Consider the following 21,521-nt stretch of genomic DNA (forward strand, 5'->3'; position numbering starts at 1 on the left):
TCCAGCTTGCCTGATGGAAAAATACTCACATAACTCCTTGATTGATTGAGCTTTTCAAGGAAGGCTCTGGTGACTCAGCGGATGTGTGTCGAATCAAAAAATGACGATATATCGACTCGTGACGAGGGAACGTCAAAAGGGCAAGGACAAAGTGGCGAAGGTTTTCTATTCAAAAATTGGATTCGTACAGTACTTTTGGTTTTCTCATGAAGAAGTTCACATGGCGGGCTGAGCACCCCCGAGGTTGATGACACAAATTTCGCCGGGCATTTATTCGGCCATCTTTCAATTATCGAGAGTGGTCAGTTCTTTATCAGGATGTCGTCAACCGCCGCCGGCGCAAACACGCTGCCACGCCGTTGCAGATGTTCTTCAACGATGTGCGTGAGAAGACGATCGCTCCGCCGAAGGTTGCGCCCCTGGGCGAATGTCGTATAGCGGTGAATGCCGGCCAGCATGCCGCTGTGCGTCGCCACCCGATAGAGAGCGTCCGGTGCGAGAGGCTTTCCGTTAACCGTCACATCCGTAATCCGGCTCTCTGAGGGACGCTGGTAATCCACCGTCCACCCCATCCCCGATGTTTGGATTAAGCCACCGACCATGGCTAATGGGTCAGCGGGTTTCTGGTTCGTCGCGCTTTCTTCGAGAATTTTGCGGATCTGCGCACCGCTCAGCTCTAAGGTCACCAGTTTTGATGGGTGCGGCAGCAGGGTATAGAGGGTTTCGCGGGTGATCGGCCCCGCACGGAGCGTTACCCCGTATCCGACACCCGGCAGCAACGCCACATCGGCGCCGGTCTCCTGACGCAGGATCTCGCCCACCAGTTGGTCGAACGGACTGGCTGTCTTGTACTGCCGGCCAATATCCTCCCCAGCCGTGCCCACAACCGCTTCAAGTTGTTGACGATGCGGTTCGCGCAGCTTATCGATCATCGCCGACACATCCGGAGCGGGCTGACATTGATCATTCCACAGCACGTGCAGGGTTTGTTCGACATCGGCAACCCGTTTGTCATTCATCCGGACCCGTAATTCATCGACCAGCACCCCATTCGAAAATGCCTCCACCAACCAGGTGTCGCGAATTTTTTCCGGCGGTTCGGTCCAATTGTGCGAATGGCCACTGAGAATAATGTCGATACCTTTGACCTCTCGCGCCAGTTTCCTGTCAACGGCCATTCCCTGGTGTGACACCACCACCACGACATCACTCTGTTCCCGCAATTCGGGCAGATACCGGCGAGTTGCATCAATGCCATTGGAAAAAGACAGCGACGTAATATTTTCGGGGTTGGTGGTATGGCCGGTATTGTGGTAGCCGAGCGCCAGAAAGCCGACTTTGACGCCCCCAAGGGTCACCACCCGCCAGGGTTGTCCGAATACCGGCTCACCGGTCTCGCGTAAGGTGACATTGGCCGCCAGCATGGGGAAATCGGCCAGAGCAGCCTGTTCTCGTGTTCGGTCCCACCCGTAGTCAAAATCATGGTTGCCGAGTGCGAGGAAATCGTAACCCAACACATTCATCAGCCGGATCACCGCCTCACCCTTGGTGAGATTCCCAAGCAGATCGTCAGAAAATGTATCGCCGGCGTGAACCGCAAATACATTCTCATCACCGCGAGCTTCACGAAGTTGACGAAGTAAGGTGGCCTGACAAGCAAAACCACCCGCCCGCCCGGTTCGTGTAAGGCCAGCTCCCCCTTCGCCGGAACCACCGGTTTGCGCGGTCACATTGTCGGACGTTACTTCAATGGGATAATAGCGACCGTGAAAATCGTTCGTATGGACGAGGATAAATTCGTTCGAAAAGGCCACACCCTCATTGAAGCCAGGAATGACCATTGCCAAGATTGTTACGAGAAATAACAGACTCCGCCGCTGTACACCGATGAGGATGTGTCCGCTGTTGCCATGACGGTCTTCCGTGAAGGGAGGTACGATTCCGGAGTTCATTTCTTGAATGAAATGTATGCGTAATTGTCCATTTGCAAATTGATGTTCACGGTTGCGGCAGACACCGCAATCTTTACATCCGGAGCGATGTCGCTCGCGGCATACCCGTGGTGGGCCGCGGCTTGTCCGCACACGTAAATATCAACCCCTGCTTTTTTTAACTCTCGAATTAATGCCAGATCCGGATTCTGCGTCTTCCCCAGATCTTTCACGTAAGAATTGGCATGTTTGGCATAGGCTTCGTGCGTCAGAGCCGCCTTGGTGGCTGCCCCGTGCAGGATGACAGCCATTTTGAAACCATGGTCGATCCCTGCCGACGCTTGGGTATATTGATTGAGGATCAATGCCGCCCGGTCGAATCCTTTGAGCACACCACCTGATTTTTCATCGGAGGTAATGTCAATGATCACTTTTGAGTTCTTCTGTGGAGGAAGCGCGGCGTCGGGTAATACCACGATTCCGCCGTGGTCTTTAATGACAGGATGTTTATATTCGGGATTTCCGATCGGATCGGCAAAAACGGGGGTGGCCATTCCCAATGCCAGAATGCTCAGGAGAATAATTTTCATAGAATAATTCCTTTGTGAATGAGGTGTTTGTATTCATCGTGGAATGTTCGCCTTTGACAATCCCACCATACCACTTCATGCCGTTGTCAAAACTATTTAAAACCCTTGAGTGATGGGCGAAAGTCGGACTAAAGGAGATGACATGCGGCAGGTTCAAACCAAAAACCTGCTGCACACGAAATGAGGGAATGGGTCAGATGGTCGAAACCCGATTGACGAAATTTCGAATTGTAACTGAGAAAAAAACAAATAATAAGAAGCGCTGGGTTGCGAAAAAGGCAGGTCTTATCGAACCGGCAAGGCGTGAATGTGTAGAACGGCCATGCCGGATTATGGCACCAACAGCATCATCATGACCCCAAAAAACATTTCTTGTCATGATCATCCTCGGAGTAAAATCTGGCCTCGATGGTATTTCCCTCAGGATCGGGAAAATAAATAGAGGTTCCTGTTCCCCGCGCCCCCCACCGTTGAACAGGCCCTTCGCTGATAGCAATCCTGTGGTCACGAAGTCGACCATGTAAGTCCTCCCAATCTTTTTTATTGAGTGAAAGGCAAAAGTGGTTCAGATTGCTGAAACCTTTTTCTGTCGAAGTGTTTTGCTCCCACAACTTCTTGGGAAATAAATCGATCACGGTATCCTGATTAATGCGAACGGAAGGAAACGGTGCGTGTCCGGCACGATAGTCTTCGAGGCGCTCTGCCGGTAGCATCAGAATTCTTGTGTAGAAATCAATTATGGTTTCATCATCTTCGATGTTCAAAACAATGTGATCCAGAAATCCTTGCATAGACATTCTCCACAGTTGGCTACACACCATTAGGTCGGGCGGGAAATTCCGAGCTTTTTCATTTTTGAAATCAATGTGGTGCGTTTCATCCCCAGCCGTGCCGCGGTGCCTGAAGGGCCGCCGATCACCCATTTGGTGTCCTGCAGAGCACGGAGGATGTGATCCCGTTCGGCTCCTTCTAATGTTGTTATGGGCTGAGTCGACCGCTGAAGGCTGGCTTTGAGGTCCAATAATGGGACAGCCAATTCGGAACCCTGGGACAGAATCACCGCACGCTCAATCAGGTTTTCCAGTTCGCGAATATTCCCCGGCCAGGGATAGCCTGCCAGACGTTCCATCGCCTTCGCGGGAATGCTCTCAATGGGCTTTTTCATTTTGGTGGCATACCGCTGGGCAAAATACCGAACGAGAATCGGGATATCCTCCTGCCGTTCGCGAAGGGGGGGAACCGTGATGGGAAAGACATTCAACCGGTAATACAAGTCACTGCGAAACTCTCCGGCTTCCACCATCTGCATTAAATCGCGGTTGGTGGCGGCAACCAGTCGAACATCGACACGGATGGTGCGCGTCCCGCCCAATCGTTCAAACTCCTGTTCCTGAAGCACCCGAAGCATCTTGGACTGCAACTCTAATGGCACTTCCCCAATTTCGTCCAAAAAAATGGTTCCGCGATGCGCAAGTTCAAAGCGACCGACTTTTTGAGAAATGGCTCCTGTAAAGGCACCCTTCTCGTGACCGAACAGTTCGCTTTCCAACAGACCCGTAGGAATGGCCGCACAGTTAATTTTCACAAAGGCCTGGTCTTTTCGCGTGCTGAGTTGGTGGAGAGCTCGGGCAATGAGTTCCTTGCCTGTGCCCGTCTCACCCAATATCAGCACGGTCGAATCGGTCGGAGCCACAATACCCAGTTGTTGGAGGACATGCTTGATTCCACGACTCTCCCCGACAATGTCCTCGAAGTTCGCTTCTGTCCGAATTTCATCCCGGAGATAGATATTTTCCTTTTCCAACTTTTCTTTTAATTCGGTAATTTCCCGATAGACAAGGGCATTATCCAAGGCAATCGCCACTTGCCCGGCGACCTGCGTCAGCAGATCGGCATCCGCCGTGGAAAAGGCTGAAGGACGGGTGCTGCCGACATTCAACGTCCCCAAGACCCGATCGGGCAGCATGAGTGGCACACAGCATCCGAATTTCACACCCTCCGCGATCAACTGTCGGGCGGTGACGGAATGAAATTGCTGCAGATCGGCTTCATCCCAACACACCGTTTTTCGTGATCGAAATGCTTCTCCGGCCGGCGTGTCATCAAGCGCAATGGAATGGCTTCCCCCCAACAAGCCTTTCCCTAACGGGAAATTCAGCACCTGTCGATGGAAGTTCTCCCCATCCGGGTTATAGAAATATAAACTGGTGGCTTCATGCGGAATCACCCGTCGCAAGGACGTGACCATCGTCGAAAACAAATCCCCAAGTTCCAGCTTCGACACGATGGCATTGTTCACCTCCAACAAAACCTGCAGACGATCCCGCTCGCGGTACAGTTCCTCTTGATGCAGGACATTGTCCACCGCAACCGCCACTTGCCTGGCGACCTGCAGCAGAAACGTCAATTCCGACTCCTGGTAGGTGTCCTTTTCAACACTGGCGAAGTCGAGTGATCCCAGACGGCGTACGGCTGTGGTCAGCGGGACGGTACATAACGACTGCACGCCGTCTTCAAGCATTAAGGGAAGCACCATTGGAAACCGGGAATCCTGAGTCAGGTCGGAAATAATCAATGGCTGCTGCGCCTGCCACACCCAGCCACTCGGATGGGCATCCAAAGCCCACTCTTTCCCGCCCTGAATATCCGCAGGAATATTGGCCTGAATAATATAATCCTGGATAGTGTTTCGCTCTGGCCGATGGAGAGCCAGCCCGATGAAATTAAGGGGAACGATACCAGGCAGGCGATGAGCCAGGTCCTGTATCAGGTTGGTGAGATCGCGGTGAACCGCGATCGCCTCGGAGACCTCGAGCAGGGCTTGATAGCGCGACGACTGATCTCCCAAAACCGACTGCGTGCGTTTATCCATAGGGATACAGTATCGCCGATTCCCCCTGACAAAACAAAGCGATCTTCCCCTTTGTGCCTCGGGTCGTCAACCTTTAGAAGGCGAGGAAAATGTGATCCCGATATCCTGGACCTCCCGGTAGGGAAGGAGCCAGACCAAGGATTCATCATGCAGATCTCCGACCTGGATCCGATTGCCCCAGGGATCCCGGAAATCACATCGAAAATCCGGATGGACCTCCAGTCCGTATTTTTTAGTGATTTTTTCGCGAACTTCCTTCACCTGGGCGTCATCCCGGACCATAATGCCGAAATGTTTGGTGCGATCCGGTTGAAGGGTTTTCACTTCGAAGATTGCCAAAAACTGATGCTCTCCCATTTTGCACCAGGCAGCCCCCTCACCGCCTCGTAGCATCTCAGGATTGAAGACATCCGCATAAAACTCGACGGCTTTCTGCGCATCGTCAACTTCAATCACTATATGATTCACTCCATAGACTTGAACCGGCATTTGGGTTTCTCCTTCCATTATTGAATGGCAAAATTTTAGAAAGATTCAAGAGCCCCATTACTTTTTTGTAATGATGACCCGTTCATTGGATGCCGGAATATCCTGCATGTGGCTTTCGCCAAAACCGGCATGGCGGAACATACGGTCATATTCACTGAAGACATAGGCATCCCCGGCGGGAGTGGTGGCCAACATCATCAAGCAGAACTCCGCCATCGGCCCCGGAGAAATGCGATCTTCATTAGGAATAAATTCCACCGTAATGACAAATCCCCCGGCCTTGAGCGAGCCATAAACCTTTTTCAAAAAAGTGTCACAAGTCGCGACATCGAAGTGATGTAGAAAATTCGTGAGAAGGATCACGTCATAATCTTTCTCAAATTCCACATCAAAAGCACTCCCCGGCAATTCACGGAAACGCTTGGCAATCCCGGCTGCTTGAGCATTCTCTCTGGCGACCGTCAATACATTGGGCCAGTCCTGAGCGGTTATGTCGGCCTCTGATAATTTGCGACCGATTTCGATGCCGAACACTCCATGACCGGCTGCCACATCCAGGACCTTGCGGGTATCGGGCGCATTCTCCTTTACCCAGGAAGCAATCCACTCCGCCGGACCTTTCATCAATGGCACCATGGAACGGGCAAAGGTCACCCAATCCGGATGTTCCGGCGCCAAAGTTCCTTTTTCCCCGACCACCGTTCCCCCTTTGCGTACCGCAGCAGTGAGCTGTTTGAATCCTTCCACGAGAGGAGATGACAACATAAAATTCAGAGTCGGCCCTAAAAAGGCAGGCGACGTCTTCGTTAAAAATAATTCGGAATCAGAAGTCAACTGATACTCTTCCCCCTGTTTGGTCAGAAAACCTCCCACTGTCAGATAATCTCCCAACATTCTCAGCCCTCGTTCAGAACCTCCACATCGGTGAGCCAAGGCTTTTGGGGTGCGATGGCCTTCCGCGATGGCCGAAAACAGTTCCAGTTCGAGGGCGGATTTTAGGGCTGCCGTTCGCATATGCCCATTGACGGTTTGAAAAAATAATTGAGGTGAAGGGCCTTCAGTGGGTTTCGTTGTTGCCATAATATGCTCCTATGTAAGACAGCTCGAAGAATAAACCGATGCCGAGGCCTGCGCCCCTTCGGATGAACTATGCAAAAAGGTTACAACATCAGGGGTTTGATCGGCGCCAGCACCAATTCCGGGTTGCGCTTCCAATCCACCTCCGGCGCATCAACATAGAGTTCCACTTCGTTTCCATCGGGGTCCTGAAGATAGAGACTTTGGCTGACAGTGTGGTCACTCATCCCCCCAACCGGGATTCCGGCCCGATCGAGATCCTGCTTAGCAGCACGAAGGTCATCAAGACTCTCCCCAACTTTAATACCAATGTGATAGAGGCCCCGCCTCGATCCCGATGGTGGTCCCGGCACATCGCCGACTTGAATTAGCAGCAGTTCATGATGAGTCCGGCCGGAAGAAAGCGCCGCCGCTTTTCCTCCGAAAATCTTTCCAACTTCCTGGAACCCCACCACATCACGATAGAATATCAAAGACTGTTCGAGATCTTTGACGTAAAACACTACATGTCCTAAATATTGGGCCTTCATCCCTACATTCCCTCCCTTCTCTCCTAAAATACTCTTCACAAGATTTCTGTTTTCCCCTCATGCACGGTCTTCGCAAAAAACATTCCTTACCTTGCCCTTCCTTCAACAACTGACTTCCTTTGTTTTCTTTATGAAAACCATCCGGTTTTGTGTGAAAGAGGATAATCGGTGACCATAGCAGTGCCGGTATATCGCCACCTGACGAATAGTCAACATGCGTAATATTCTCATGTTCATTTTAAAACCGCACCACAAGTGCTCTAAACCCGCCAACTTCCAGCGTGACTAACACAATTTGTATGTATTCAGTCCCCCCCGTATCCTCTATCGTAAAATGATACCTAAAACACATTAAAATTTTTACGGAGGAGTTTCTTATGGCTACAGTCCCAACACAAGACCCGAGAGAATATCGCCCCGCGGCGATAAGACGGATCTCATGGGCCGCAATATTTGCGGGAATCATTATCGTTCTGGTGGTTCAACTCACACTGAGCCTTTTTGGTATCGGAATTGGCGCAAGCACCATTGACCCCTTGAACGGAGAGACACCGTCGGCATCATCCTTTAGTCTCGGGGCGGCCATCTGGTGGGTAGTTGTCAGCATAATTGCTCTCTTCGCCGGAGGCTGGGTGGCGGGGCGCCTTGCAGGCATGCCGCAAGAAACCGATGGATTGCTTCACGGGTTTATTACCTGGGGGGCGGCAACTCTCGTGGCCATATACTTTCTCACCAGTGCGGCAGGTAGTATTCTCACCGGCAGTTTTGGAGTCATGGGCGATGCTTTTGCCGCCACAGGGCAAGGCATAGCGGCAGTGGCTCCTAATATCACCGGTCTCGCCACGAAGCACCTCGAAGATGCTGACATGACGTGGAAGGACATACAAGAACAAGCACAGCTACTCCTTCGCCAAACGGGAAAAGAGAAGTTGCAACCTCAGGCCCTTGAGAACAAGGCAAAAAATTCTTCTGAGAATTTAAAAGTATCGGTTCAAACAACAGCAGCCAACCCGAACCAAACTGATGAGGAGTTGATATCCCAACTTGAACGGATGATCAGAGAGGGAAAGAACGCCGCTTCGGAAATCGACAAGGATGCCCTTACCAACGTGTTGGTCGCGCGAACGAATATGAGTCGGCAGGAAGCAGAGCAGACGGTAGATGGTTGGGTGAGAACCTACGAGACCGCCACAACCAAGTACAATGAGCTCAAAGGGCAAGCTAAGGAACAAGCTCTTGAGGCCGCCAATGCCACAGCTAAAGCCGTGTCCCAAGCTTCCATTTGGACATTTATTGCGCTGGTTTTTGGAGCGTCCGCAGCAGGAATTGGTGGAATGATAGGTGCACCAAAGGATCTCGTGGAACCAGGACTTACTACACGATTATAAGAAAAATCAAAGCCATCCTTAGCCATACCGTTGAATGGCGATGAATTTTGTAAGTAAAGTCAAAAGGGATGAGGACCTCATAGAAAAGGTTCACGGTTTCGGACCTGATGAAATAGAACGAATTAAGTCTCTTGTTTTTTAGGACAAGAGAAATTCTACAGACGAATTCTGAAGTTCCTACGGTAAAGTGAGGAAGGATGAGCAACAAGATGCCGGAGGATATCTGTCCTCCGGCTGACCATATAAGCTTTTCCGTGTTTAGATTACAATTGCCGATAATCATATTTAACGGATGTGATGGAGAGAGGAGTTATTTTCTCAAGAGTATTCTTGATCGATAATACCTTTCTCTTAGGATCTGACAGGTAATCCTGTCTTATTTTTTGCAGGTTGGACAGCACCGATTCTCTTCAACCTTCCCTGCTCCATGCGGCATCCACATGACCCCGTGAAGCTCCACCAACTTCAATATCCCCTTAGCCAAATGCGGACTGGCTTAGGTAAAGCTATCGCAGGCAATTTCCTGTGTTTCTTGGGGCATTGAGCGCGCTTTTTTCAATTGCCTGGTGGCACGGTTCTCGTGTGTGGGTGGACCGGAGGCCGTTTATCTGTTTTCCACAGTTGCGGTTAGGAAAGAGCTGGTGATGATCGTCTACAGCGACCTATTGATCCCAAATAATACGACGCCCAGGCTGAACTGGATAATTTTCCGCTTGCAATGGGAAATTCGTCTGTTCCTACAGAGTTTGATGCGGCGTAACCTGATCAGCGAACTTTTCGGGGAAGGGAGAAAGAGGGCCTTCAGAACAATGGTTCAAACGAATTCCGGGGCCTCCCCGACCAGAATCAGCTAAACACGTTTTTTGAGCATGCAGCCCTCTTTTGATATAGTGCCTGTCGATTTTTTAGCGGCTGCCGTGACTCCCCAGACCGCAAATGCGCAGGTGTTCATCGACGGCGAATGCTTTTTTATTGACCAGCGCTCCAGCTATGGAATTGAACGGAGAGACCAGGGCATTGGGCTTCAACGGCAGCCCAGCCCTTAATGACAATAATCTTTTGGTCGAATCGGCCATCAGATAACAACATAACTAGGCTGGACTATGTGGATCGCTCGCCGACCTGCCTGCCACGAATCGTACGTCTGTCCAATACACTGCGGCCGGGACTTCAGCCGTGCGTAACCATCATCTGCGTCACGAGCCATGAGTAATCCCGGGACAAAACAGGCTGATGGCGAGTGGCTTACCGGCGGCGGGGAGATGGGTAAGCTCGTCCGCACGAAGGATTGGTCCAAAACCCCGCTAGGTCCAATCGATTCCTGGCCCCAAAGTCTGCGCACGACTGTCAGCCTTGCGCTCGCGTCAAACTTTCCTATCAGTATTGCCTGGGGATCGCAACGCACCCAGATCTACAACGACGGCTATTGGCCGATTTGCGGTGATAAACACCCCCATTCGATGGGCCAGGATTTTAAAGAATGCTGGTATTCGGCATGGCCGGCGATTGGCGAAGCGTTTGAAAGCGCCGCCAACGGCAAAACAGCCTTCCTGGTTAACCAGCGCATGTTTCTTGATCGCCTTGGCTTCCTCGAAGAAACCTTTTTTACCTTCTCCTTCAGTCCGATCCGCGATGAGTCCGGCAGCATTGGCGGCCTCTTTCATCCGGTCACGGAACTCACACAGCACACACTGTCCGAACGACGGCTCCAAGTTCTGCGCGAACTGGCCGAACGGAGCGGGGAAACGACTTCAATCGACGAGGCCCTGAGCGTGATCGGCGACTCAATCGCAGCCGCCGAACTCGATGTCCCCTTTGCGATCCTCTACCGGTTGGAGGAAGACGGCAAAGGAGCCCGGTTGGCTGATTGCACGGGCGTCGAAGCCGGTTTACCCGTCACTCCGCCAGTCATCAGTTTCGATTCATCTGAAAAAATGGTCTGGCCACTCCAGAACGGACTGGAAACTCAAAGCATGGTTGTGAACGGATTAAGGCAGTTGTTTGGAGATGCACCATGCGGGCCGTATGAAGAATGTCCTGACACAGCCGTCGTGCTCCGCATCAACCTGTCAGGCTTGGCCCAGCCCTTTGGTTTTCTTATTGCCGGGGTCAGTTCGCGACGCCCTCTCGATGCGCCCTACTGCACATTTTTCGACCTTCTGGCCGAGGCCGTGGCTAACGCCTTGAACAAGGCACGTTCGTATGAGGAGGAACGTAAACGCGCGGAAGCGTTGGCGGAACTCGACCGCGCCAAGACCGCATTCTTCTCCAACGTCAGCCATGAATTTCGCACGCCCCTGACGTTGATGCTGGGCCCGCTGGAAGATGCTCTGGGGAATGTGCATGGCGTTCTACCCGCGGAAGCCGCCAACGCGGTCAGCATTGCCCACCGGAACAGCCTCCGGCTGCTGAAATTGGTCAACACCCTGCTGGACTTTTCACGCATCGAGGCGGGACGCATCCAGGCCAATTATGAACCGACCGATCTTGCGGCACTGACGGCGGATCTTGCCAGCGTCTTCCGCTCAGCCGTTGAGCGTGCCGGCCTGCGGTTGATCGTGAATTGTCCTCCTCTTCCTGAACCGATTTTCGTCGATCATGATATGTGGGAAAAAATCGTGCTGAACCTGCTGAGCAATGCCTTCAAATTCACCTTCGAGGGCGAGATCGAGGTGAGTCTGAAAATGGGCCATGAGTGCAAGGGAAACACTCGCAGGGGGGAGGAAGACGTACAGTCATCAGCGGATCAGGATTCGGCAGAGCTTGATCCAGACCGTTATGTGATATTGGAAGTCTGCGACACGGGCACAGGCATTCCCCCCGAGGAATTGCCCCGTATCTTTGACCGGTTTCACCGCATCCATGGTTCCCGTGGCCGCTCACACGAAGGCTCAGGCATTGGCTTGGCATTAGTGCAGGAACTAGTCAAGCTGCACGGCGGCGGCGTGCGCGTGGAAAGCCACATCGGCCGCGGCAGTCATTTTTCAATTTCTATCCCGCGGGGAAAGGCCCACCTGCCCGCCGACCGCATCGAGGCGGCGCGCGCGCTGACGTCTACCGCTGTGCGGGGTGAGGCCTATGTCGAAGAGGCCTTACGGTGGCTACCGGGACATATCCCCGCAAGTGAACCCGGTGAAACCGTCAGTTCACCAGCCATGAGCCAACGCGCAGTTCCATCCAGCACATGTGCGCCTGTTGCGCTATACGGCGTTCAAACAGGTGGGCGTATTCTTGTAGCAGATGACAATGCAGACATGCGGGAGTACGTCAGTCGCCTGCTCAATCAGGCCGGGTTTGACATCGAAGCGGTCATCAATGGAGAAGAGGCATTGGCAATCGCCAAAAAACAACCACCGGATTTGGTGCTCACCGATATTATGATGCCTGGATTGGATGGGTACGGTTTACTGAGGGGATTGCGTTCCCATGCGGCAACCGCCGATATTCCCATCATTCTCCTTTCAGCCCGCGCCGGGGAAGAAGCCCGTATCGAGGGAATGCAGGCAGGGGCGGACGACTATCTGATCAAGCCCTTCAGTGCCCGTGAATTGCTGGCGCGGGTCGAATCGCATGTCAAGCTGGCCCGCCTTCGACGCATGACGGAAGTAAAATTGCGCGAAAGCAAATCTCAACTGACGGCGATCATTGAGCAACTCCCGGTTGGGGTCGGTGTCATCAATACGGATGGACAGTTCATGATCAGAAACTCCCAAATGAGAAATATTTCCTCAGAAGTTCTCCTGTCCCCGGACCAAGGCACCCTTACGCGCTGGCGCAGGCTCCAGGTGCAAAAGCAGCCGGTGCCGATGGACCAGTGGCCGGGTGCCCGTGCATTGCGCGGGGAGACCATCGATCCCGGGATGGAATTCATCTACACCGACCAGCAGGGCATGGAGCACCATCACCTGGTGTCCGCCGTGCCGTTTCGGGATTTCACCGGAAATGTGGTCGGGGCTATTACGGTGGTGCAAGATATTACCGAAGGCAAACAGGCCGAACAGGCGTTACGCGAAAGTGAGGAGCGCTTCCGTGCCTTCACCAGCGCCACCTCCGATGTCATATATCGCATGAGTCCTGACTGGAAGGAACTGCGGCATTGTGAAGGCCGGGAATTTGTCGCTGACACATTAGAGCCGAGCCGCATGTGGCTTGAAAGATATATCCATCCCGACGATCAGGCATATGTACTGGACACGATCAACAGGGCCATCCGGACAAAAAGCTTCTTTGAACTCGAGCATCGGGTCATCCGCACCGATGGCACACTCGGCTGGACGTTTTCACGCGCCATTCCGATTCTCAATGCCCATGGAGAGATTATTGAATGGTTCGGCGCCGCAATTGATGTCACGGCTCGCAAACATGCCGAGCAGGCACTGCTGATAAGCGAGGAACGTTTCCGCACTCTAGCCGACAACATGAGTCAGCTCGCCTGGATGGCCGACGAAAAGGGTTCGATCTTCTGGTTCAATCAGCGATGGTTCGATTATACCGGGACCTCACTCACAGAGATGCAAGGGTGGGGATGGAAGAAAGTCCCCCACCCCGATCATGTGGAACGGGTTGTCGAGGGGCTCAAAAGGTCTTGGAATACCGGCGAGCCGTGGGAGGATACATTTCCATTGCGCGACAAAGATGGTCAATATCATTGGTTTCTTTCTCACGCCCTCCCCATTCGCGATGCGGCCGGGAACATTATCCGCTGGTTCGGCACCAACACCGACATTACGGATTTGCGCGATGTCCAGGATGCGCTACGCCAGAGCGAGGCGCGGCTGCAGAGATTTACCCATCAATTGGAACACTTGGTCGAGGAACGGACCAAGGACCTGATCCAGTCACAAGAACGCCTGCGCAGTCTGGCCACCGAACTCAATCTGGCCGAGCAGCGGGAGCGGAAACGTCTGGCGACAGAGCTGCACGATCATCTGCAGCAGCTCCTGGTATTGGGGAAATTAAAACTCGGGCAGGGAAAGCAAGCAAGACCGTCTTTATCCACCGCGGCGGAGGTGATGCAACAGGTCGACGACATCTTATCTGAGGCGTTGACGTATACCGGCACTCTGGTTGCCGACTTAAGCCCGCCGGTGTTGCGGGATCATGGATTGCCCGAAGGGTTGAAATGGTTGGCCGAGGACATGAAAAAACGCAATCTGACGGTTCATGTCCGCCTGCCGGAACCTCTGGATCTGGTACTGCCTGATGACCAGCGCATTCTGCTCTTTCAATCGGTTCGTGAACTCCTGATCAATGCATCGAAATATGCAGGCACCAGAGAGGTCACGGTACAGCTCGTTCAAGAGGAGACACGATTACAAATTATCGTGCAGGATAACGGGATTGGCTTTAATCCTGCGGCTATTGAGACCGCTGCGGCCGCCGATAATATTCCATCGACCAAATTCGGGCTTTTCAGTATCCGGGAACGGATGCTTTCTTTAGGAGGCAGTTTGCGTATTGAATCATCCCCGGGACATGGAACCACGGCCATACTGATGCTGCCGAAGTCGGACGCGAAAGAAAACCTCTCAGAGGTGAGAGAAGAAAAAGCCGCGCAAGGCGTCACGGTCAATGATCACCCGGTATTCCGCCCAAAATATCCCTCATCGGTGAGACCCCCTCTTCCATGTATCCGCGTGTTGCTGGTTGATGATCATGCGATGGTCCGTCAGGGCCTGCGCTCCGTATTGGAGGGGTATGAGGATGTGGAAGTGGTCGGCGAAGCTGCCAATGGGCTTGAAGCGTTACAAGCGGCCAATCGCCTAATCCCCCATGTGGTCGTCATGGACATCAACATGCCGGGGATGAACGGCATAGAAGCGACGAAACACCTCAAAATCGCTTACCCGGATTTGATCGTGATCGGCCTTTCCATGCATACCGGCGACGCCAATCAGGAGGCGATGAAGCAGGCGGGCGCCTTTCTATTGATTCCCAAAGAGGCGGCCGTTAACCAACTGTACGGCTCTATTCAGGAAGCCATGAGCAACAGTCAGTCGGCTCCTGAACGAGTCATGTGATCCAGTCCTGTAGAAAACCGCACATTCAACCTATTTCTCTTTTTGGTCTTGCCCGGACGCGCCGATAATTTCCAGTCCCGCCTGGGCACATGCAGCATCCAGATGACCGCCAGGGGCGCCGCCAACACCAATTCCGCCTACGACTTCTCCGCCAAATTTTATGGGAAGCCCACCGCCCAGAATAAGCATATTCTCGTTCATATCCCGTAACCCTTGAACTGCCGGCATTTTGGCAATCAACTCGCCCAATTCTGCCGTGGGCCTTTTCAGACTGGCCGAGGTGTAGGCTTTCTTGCGGCTGCTATCCACCGTATGCGGGCCGGCTCCATCTTCCCGTAATAACGCCCTCACCACCCCCGCCCGATCGACGACCGCCGCACTCACCTGATATCCGTCTTTTGTGCATTGCTCCACCGCCGCACTTGCAGCCTTCGTGGCCAGAGAGAGTGGCAGGACCGCCTCACGCGGCAGCTCGGCCGCCGACACGCCCGCGATGAACAGTCCGCTTAGACTGAGGGTAACCATTCCAGATAGATACCAACCTTTTCCCGATCTACATTGCAGATTGTTTTTGCCGATCATGAAACACTCCTTTGATAAACATGAGATCATTCATGTGCTGACCTGACGATTGTCTTGTTCAGGCTGCAACGTTGTCAATATATCTTACACCCCTACCGGGCTCCAGCCGATTCCAGCATATTCACGATTCGCGTGAAACCTTTGGTCCGGGCATGTTGCAGCGGGCTGATGCCATCCCCATCAGGCAGGTTCATATCGGCACCCGCCTTAATAAGCATTCGTACAATCTCCTGATGTCTGGATCCCCCGTCACTCAGGATTATGGCCTCCAACAGCGCGGTCCAACCCAATCGATTCACATGATTGATATCCACATCGGTTTGCAATAATTCCCTGACGACCTCAACATGTCCGCGTTCACAGGCCGGAATCAAGGCCGTTCCCCCGAACCGGTTGTAAATTGCAAAATCGGGTTTGGCCTCTAACACCAACTTTAAAATCTCAAGGTATCCTCTCGCTCCGGCTAAGAGCAATGGACTGTCCAGTTGACGATCCTGCGCATTCACATCCGCTCCAGCCTCAATCAACACCTTTGCGCTTTCAACATGATTCCGATCAACAGCCAGGAGTAACGCCGTCTGCCCTTTTTCATCTTGAGCATGAAGGCTTGCCCCGTTTTGCAACAATTGGCGGATCGTGGCTGCATCATTTCGTTCCGCTGCTTGAAGCAACGCTCCATCGCGCCCTCGGCTTAACTCTTCAGGCATGACAACGTCCGGTCCGCCAACCACTATCAGAAGAGCTGTCATCACGAGAAGTCCTATTGTTTTCATGCATTCCATCTGCGGTCAATCCTGACTTCCCGTAGCGTGTCCTGCTCCACCGACCGTCGAGTCAGCACAGGGGACGAGGTACGAGAAGGCCTGGGTTGGGCAAGAAAAAAAAGAGAAGGAGAATGGAGCATTTTCAGCACGGCACACTATCCGCTCACTGACGAATGGCAGCCAATGACTTCTGCCTTGAAACTTCTGAATACCGACACACCAATTATTGGCCGGCCTGCTTGTGATGTGTTGCTGGGGTTTTTAACGGAAGAAAAAGCTCCAAGGGTTTTTCCAACGCCCGTTTAAATGACTGGAGAAACCGTGCCCCTTGCGCACCATCAAGTGCTCGATGATCGCAGGAGAGCGTAACTTTCATTCGGCGGGATAATTTGATGGCCTGCCCTCGTGCCACGGGAACAATATTTACCGCGCCTATGGCCAAAGAAGCCGCTTGGGGCGGCATCAAGACCGCAATGAAATTGTCCACCTCATACATCCCAAGATTAGAGATTGAGAACGTGGCCCCGGCATATTCTTCGGGAGTGAGTTGTTGGCCTTTGGCCCGGACAAACAGATCACGAATCTCTTCAGCGACTTGCAGAATATTTTTCCCGGCGCAATCCCGTATCACAGGAGTAATGAGACCCTCCTCCAAGGCCACCGCGATCCCGATATCAATCGTGGCATGCCGCCGTAAGGTTTCGCCCATGAATGAAACATTGATTTCAGGATGCCGGGCCAAAGCCAGGGCAGCGGCACGAACGAACAAGACCGTTAAACTCAAGGGGGAGTGATTCACTTCCTCCATCTGCTTCCGAAGCCGCTCGGCCTGATCCATGGCCACTTCGGTGGTGAGATAAAAATGAGGGACAGGGGCCTTACTGGACGTGGTCACTCGCGCGATCGCCTTGCGCATTTGGCTCAAGGGAATATCCTTCGTTTCACGCTCAGGAATCCCGGGGGTGTCCATCTGTCCCTGAATATCGGCTTCAACGATCCGGCCTCCAGGGCCGCTGCCTTTGATTGTTGACAAATCAATCCCCTGTTCTTTCGCCAACGCCTTGGCTCGGGGCGACACTTTGATCTTTGCCTCCGGGCTCGTATCAGCCTTAGTTTCCCGGATTTCCTTTTTAGCACTGCTGGATTTTTCGCCCTTGGCCGGGATGGATGGTGCCGGCGAAGGAGAAGAAGGCGTTTCCTTTCGTGAAGAAGGAGCAGAATCTTTTTGAGGTTCTGGTGCTACAGCCTGGTCCTCAGGAGTCTCAGCCAGCGTGGCCTCAATGTCATCGTCCTCTTCTCCGATCACGGCAATGAGCTTCCCGGCTTTCACGGTTTCCCCTTCGGGCACTAACACTTTTTTCAGGACACCGGACCCAAAGGATTCCAGATCAAGGACGGCTTTGTCCGTTTCAATTTCTGCCAGAATGTCTCCCGAGTCGACCGCATCCCCTTCATGCTTTTTCCAAGCCACCACCACTCCTTCCTCCATCGTGTCCGTGAGCTTGGGCATGACGACGCGCGTAATCATAAGCCTCTCCTATTTATAACAGGGGAATCCTTCGAAAGAATTTGCCGTGCTGACTATCTGAGGAACAACCACTTCAAAAATATGTTCCATGTTATAGAATCTGTTTCACCGCCGATATGACCCGCGCCTGATCCGGAATGGCCAGATCTTCAAGCGGCCGGGCATACGGCATGGGGACTTCTTCACCGGCGACCCTGACAATAGGCCCATCTAACAAATCAAATCCTTTTGAGTAGATGGTCTCAGCAATCTGAGCGCCCAACCCGCAAAACTCCCATCCCTCTTCCACAATAACGACCCGCCCGGTTTTCTGGACAGATTCCAGAATGGTTTCAGTATCCAAGGGTTTTAATGACCTCAGGTCAATAACTTCGGCATTGATGCCTTCCTTTGATAAAGCTTCCGCGGCCTCAAGCGCCAGCAAGGCCATCTTTGAATAGGCCACAATGGTCACATCACTTCCTGTTCGGGTCACAGCGGCCTTGCCAATCGGCAGGGTGTAATCCTGCTCAGCCACCTCGCCTTTCGTGCCATAGAGAAGTTGCGCTTCGATAAAAATAACCGGGTTCTCATCACGAATGGCGCTTTTCAATAAACCTTTCGCATCGGAGGGCGTCGCCGGGGCGATCACTTTCAGTCCGGGAACATGGCAGAACCAGGCTTCAAGACTTTGCGAATGCTGGGCGGCCAATTGATGGGCCGCACTCCCCGGCCCGCGAATCACCATGGGAGCCGACAACTGGCCTCCGGACATATAGCGAATTTTCGCCGCATTATTGACAATCTGGTCAAGGGCAAGAATGCCGAAATTAAAAGTCATCAATTCCACAATGGGACGCAAGCCGGCCATCGCCGCGCCAATGGCTAACCCGGTGAATCCGGCTTCGGTAATCGGAGTATCTAATACCCGCTCAACCCCAAATTCCTCCACAAAGCCTTTGCTCACTTTAAAGGCCCCCTGGTAATACCCGACCTCTTCCCCAATTAAAAAGACGCGAGAATCCCGTTGCATTTCCTCACGCATCGCCTGATTCAAGGCTTCCCTATAGGAAATCAACATGGTTCGTCATCATTCAAGAATGGTTGATCATCGTGTTGCTTTGATGAAGGAGATACCAGCCCCATACTTCCAGCTTAGCCTTTGTCAGAGCACAATTTTCACTCGATTAAAACATCTTCATGCAGCGCACCGGCCTCAGGAAACGGGCTTTCATCGGCAAACTTCACAGATTCGGTCACCGTCTTAATCACGTCTTTATCCATCTGCTTAAAGTCGGCCTCCGTAGCCAGGCCCTCCTGAAGGATCCGGGTCTTGAGAAAAATCAATGGATCCTGCTTACGTGCTTCTCCAACTTCTTCCTTCGTTCGATAATGACCGTGAGCGGGATCGGACATTGAATGGCCCATAAATCGATAGGTCGACGCCTCAATAAAGTAGGGTTGAGGGTCCTTTCTCAACTTTTTCACCACACGCTCAGTCAATTCCTTCACCGCCAGCACATCCATCCCATCCACCTGTTCCGCGTCAATGCCATGCGCCCTGGCCCGTTCGGCAATGTCTTTATACAGCAGCATCTCGCGTTCAACCGGCGTCCCCATCCCGTACCGGTTGTTTTCGCAAATAAAGATCACAGGCAACTTCCATAAGGCAGCCAGATTGAAGGCTTCATGCGTATGTCCGCTGGGAACCGCTCCATCACCAAAAAAGCAGAGAACCACCCGGTCATCCTTCCGATACCGTGAGGCAAACGCCAGCCCGACTGCAAGCGGCAAATGCCCACCGACGATGGCATACCCGCCCATAAAGTGACGCTCGACATCAATGAGATGCATCGAGCCACCTTTGCCTTTGCACAAGCCGGTGGCCTTTCCAAACAATTCAGCCATCACTTTTTTGGGATCCGACCCCTTGGCCAGACAATGCCCGTGATCACGATAGGAGGCTATGACATAGTCATCTGGGCGAATCGCATGCATACATCCCACGGCGACCGCTTCCTGCCCGATATATAAATGCAGAAAGCCCGCGATTTTCGCTAAGGCGTACATCTCCGCCGACTTCTCCTCAAAGCGTCGGATGAGCAGCATATCCCGATACAATGTCAGAAAATTGTTCGCGTTCGAATCGTGTTCCACTGTACTCTTCGCCATAAAAATGTCAGGCTTGTTCGATGTTGCGTGTCCTTATTTCTCTAATGCTGTCTATGAAATAGTAGAAGAACTGTAGCAAGAGATCGCATGCCGATACAATTTTTAAAGTCTTTCCCGAAATTATTTTTTTCCTTCCCTTTTGACTCCCACGCAAAAAATGCCCAGTCCTGGACTCCTTCTCAACACAACCTCGTTTGGAAATGTCAGAACAAACCAGGAAACAAATTTCACATGTTTTCGGGCGTGTGGAAATTTCCCACCGCGAGGTAAGACAGGGCTTTCTTTTTCTTCTCCAATGACTTCTAAGCCGCGATAGGTTGGGGTCAGTAATACAAATGAAGGCCGATTCCGATCCACTCAGTTTGCTGAGTATAAAATTGGCCGTTGGGTGAAGCACCCTTATAATACTCCATTAAGAGTTGAAGTTTGCGATCGCCGATGCGGGCATTTTCGAATTGAAGCCCTGCCATCAATGAACGGTTGATAATCCAATTGCTTCTCTCATTAATCTGAAAATCTGCATACGCCACCGGACGAATCTTGCCGCTCAAGAACGTCCAAGGGCTCGTTAATTCGGCCCCGAATTGGCTTGAGCCGCGTCCTAACCCGTTGGGGTCTCGATTCATGAGTATCCCGCCGCCGCCATACACCCGGAACCATTCGAGCAGTTCATAGGACAACTTCACATCAATTTCTTCAAAGGACAAATTAATTCTATTCGGCTGGTTATTGAGAATGAATTCATCACCAAGATGTGAACTTTGATGATGGATGCGAAGGAAGCCCGAAAGTGGACCGGTCCGATAACTGGCGAGAAGGCCGGCAGTATAATCGGCATTGACGAGGTCTTTGGACGACGCGTCCAAATCGAACACGCTGAAGACTCCGCCCTGGAACGCGATTTCCCATTGTCCGTCGAATGGCGCAGCATTCCGGTAGATCGCGAACGTTTCTCCAAAATTTGCCGAACCGGTTTTGCTCGGTTCAGTACCTTTTGAAATGTCCCGGTAAGCCACGGAGAAGTGCGGCCAACGTGGGTCGGCATGAAGCGGATCGAAGAGAAGACCATTCGGAAGAAATTTGGACTCGGGCTTGGGAATTTCTTGGGTGATCGCATCCGATGGAGGAGTTGGGGTAGTTACGGAGTCGACATTGCCCTCTAGAACTTCTACTCGCTTGACACCTGGAATGCTTTCCAGCGCGGTCTGGACTTTTGTTCGATCCAACGTCCCGAGCGAAACGGCATAGACGGTCACGACGCCGTCATTGACGATTAAGGAGGCATTGGTCGCATTGAACTCATGTTGAAGAACAGCGGCGGCATACCCGGCGATGTAGGAATCTTCGACCGCGATGGCATTAGGCATCCATCCAGAATGAACACAGAGCAGGAACACGATCACGTTAGTCCATTTCCGCAATCCTGTATGAGTCGCTGAGAGAACAGTCGAGTCGAGGGCGAGAGAAGCAACCGGTCGGGTCATTGAGATTAGCGCTCCTTACCGAAAGATAAAAGGGATAAGAACTTCGCGAAGAAATATTCAAGATTCAGGGAACACCGGGAAGTTCTCATTGCTGGCACCACAGACCACTTTCTTT

Annotated in this window: 16 protein-coding genes; 2 read left to right on the forward strand and 14 right to left on the reverse strand. The window is 52.4% G+C overall.

Features of this window, described 5'->3' with window-relative positions:
- Positions 1–302: 302 nt before the first annotated feature.
- The 7 genes from PP769_RS18820 to PP769_RS18850 form a co-directional block, all read right to left on the reverse strand.
- Complete coding sequence (locus PP769_RS18820) at positions 303–1,952, reverse strand: bifunctional metallophosphatase/5'-nucleotidase (RefSeq protein ID WP_312643196.1); 1,650 nt, start codon at positions 1,950–1,952, stop codon at positions 303–305.
- Positions 1,949–2,521, reverse strand: coding sequence for a DsrE family protein (locus PP769_RS18825; RefSeq protein WP_312643198.1), 573 nt, complete (start codon positions 2,519–2,521; stop codon positions 1,949–1,951). Before PP769_RS18825 ends, PP769_RS18820 begins: the two co-directional genes overlap by 4 nt.
- 350 nt (positions 2,522–2,871) lie before the next feature.
- Positions 2,872–3,312 (reverse strand): VOC family protein, encoded by a 441-nt coding sequence (locus PP769_RS18830; RefSeq protein WP_312643200.1) that lies wholly within the window; start codon positions 3,310–3,312, stop codon positions 2,872–2,874.
- 29 nt (positions 3,313–3,341) lie between these two features.
- Positions 3,342–5,393: a sigma-54-dependent Fis family transcriptional regulator gene (locus PP769_RS18835; protein ID WP_312643202.1), complete on the reverse strand. Its 2,052-nt coding sequence runs from the start codon at positions 5,391–5,393 to the stop codon at positions 3,342–3,344.
- Positions 5,394–5,459: 66 nt separating this feature from the next.
- Positions 5,460–5,882: a VOC family protein gene (locus PP769_RS18840; protein ID WP_312643204.1), complete on the reverse strand. Its 423-nt coding sequence runs from the start codon at positions 5,880–5,882 to the stop codon at positions 5,460–5,462.
- Positions 5,883–5,939: 57 nt separating this feature from the next.
- Positions 5,940–6,962 carry a methyltransferase gene (locus PP769_RS18845; protein WP_312643206.1) on the reverse strand — a complete coding sequence of 341 codons (1,023 nt, stop codon included), beginning with the start codon at positions 6,960–6,962 and terminating at the stop codon, positions 5,940–5,942.
- Positions 6,963–7,042: 80 nt separating this feature from the next.
- Complete coding sequence (locus tag PP769_RS18850) at positions 7,043–7,489, reverse strand: VOC family protein (RefSeq protein ID WP_376753459.1); 447 nt, start codon at positions 7,487–7,489, stop codon at positions 7,043–7,045.
- 377 nt (positions 7,490–7,866) lie between these two features.
- On the opposite strand from PP769_RS18850, the gene PP769_RS18855 reads away from it, so the two are divergent.
- Complete coding sequence (locus PP769_RS18855; RefSeq protein ID WP_312643211.1) at positions 7,867–8,877, forward strand: TIGR04086 family membrane protein; 1,011 nt, start codon at positions 7,867–7,869, stop codon at positions 8,875–8,877.
- Positions 8,878–9,782: 905 nt separating this feature from the next.
- Here the strand turns inward: PP769_RS18855 and PP769_RS18860 are convergent.
- Positions 9,783–9,953, reverse strand: a complete 171-nt coding sequence (locus tag PP769_RS18860) for a hypothetical protein (RefSeq protein ID WP_312643213.1) — start codon at positions 9,951–9,953, stop codon at positions 9,783–9,785.
- A gap of 186 nt (positions 9,954–10,139) precedes the next feature.
- On the opposite strand from PP769_RS18860, the gene PP769_RS18865 reads away from it, so the two are divergent.
- A complete protein-coding gene (locus PP769_RS18865; RefSeq protein WP_312643215.1) occupies positions 10,140–14,897 on the forward strand; it encodes a response regulator in 4,758 nt (1,585 codons plus the stop codon).
- Between the two features lie 30 nt (positions 14,898–14,927).
- On the opposite strand, the gene PP769_RS18870 is transcribed toward PP769_RS18865, so the two are convergent.
- The 6 genes from PP769_RS18870 to PP769_RS18895 form a co-directional block, all read right to left on the reverse strand.
- Complete coding sequence (locus PP769_RS18870; protein WP_376753460.1) at positions 14,928–15,422, reverse strand: GlcG/HbpS family heme-binding protein; 495 nt, start codon at positions 15,420–15,422, stop codon at positions 14,928–14,930.
- Between the two features lie 149 nt (positions 15,423–15,571).
- Positions 15,572–16,252, reverse strand: a complete 681-nt coding sequence (locus PP769_RS18875) for an ankyrin repeat domain-containing protein (protein ID WP_312643220.1) — start codon at positions 16,250–16,252, stop codon at positions 15,572–15,574.
- Between the two features lie 214 nt (positions 16,253–16,466).
- A complete protein-coding gene (locus tag PP769_RS18880) occupies positions 16,467–17,771 on the reverse strand; it encodes a dihydrolipoamide acetyltransferase family protein (RefSeq protein WP_312643222.1) in 1,305 nt (434 codons plus the stop codon).
- A gap of 91 nt (positions 17,772–17,862) precedes the next feature.
- Positions 17,863–18,831 carry a pyruvate dehydrogenase complex E1 component subunit beta gene (locus tag PP769_RS18885; protein ID WP_312643224.1) on the reverse strand — a complete coding sequence of 323 codons (969 nt, stop codon included), beginning with the start codon at positions 18,829–18,831 and terminating at the stop codon, positions 17,863–17,865.
- Positions 18,832–18,929: 98 nt separating this feature from the next.
- Positions 18,930–19,922, reverse strand: a complete 993-nt coding sequence (pdhA, locus tag PP769_RS18890) for a pyruvate dehydrogenase (acetyl-transferring) E1 component subunit alpha (protein ID WP_312643226.1) — start codon at positions 19,920–19,922, stop codon at positions 18,930–18,932.
- Positions 19,923–20,245: 323 nt separating this feature from the next.
- A complete protein-coding gene (locus tag PP769_RS18895) occupies positions 20,246–21,406 on the reverse strand; it encodes a DUF1207 domain-containing protein (protein WP_312643228.1) in 1,161 nt (386 codons plus the stop codon).
- Positions 21,407–21,521: the final 115 nt, after the last annotated feature.

It is taken from the genome of Candidatus Nitrospira allomarina, assembly GCF_032050975.1.
Classification (GTDB): Bacteria; Nitrospirota; Nitrospiria; order Nitrospirales; family UBA8639; genus Nitrospira_E; species Nitrospira_E allomarina.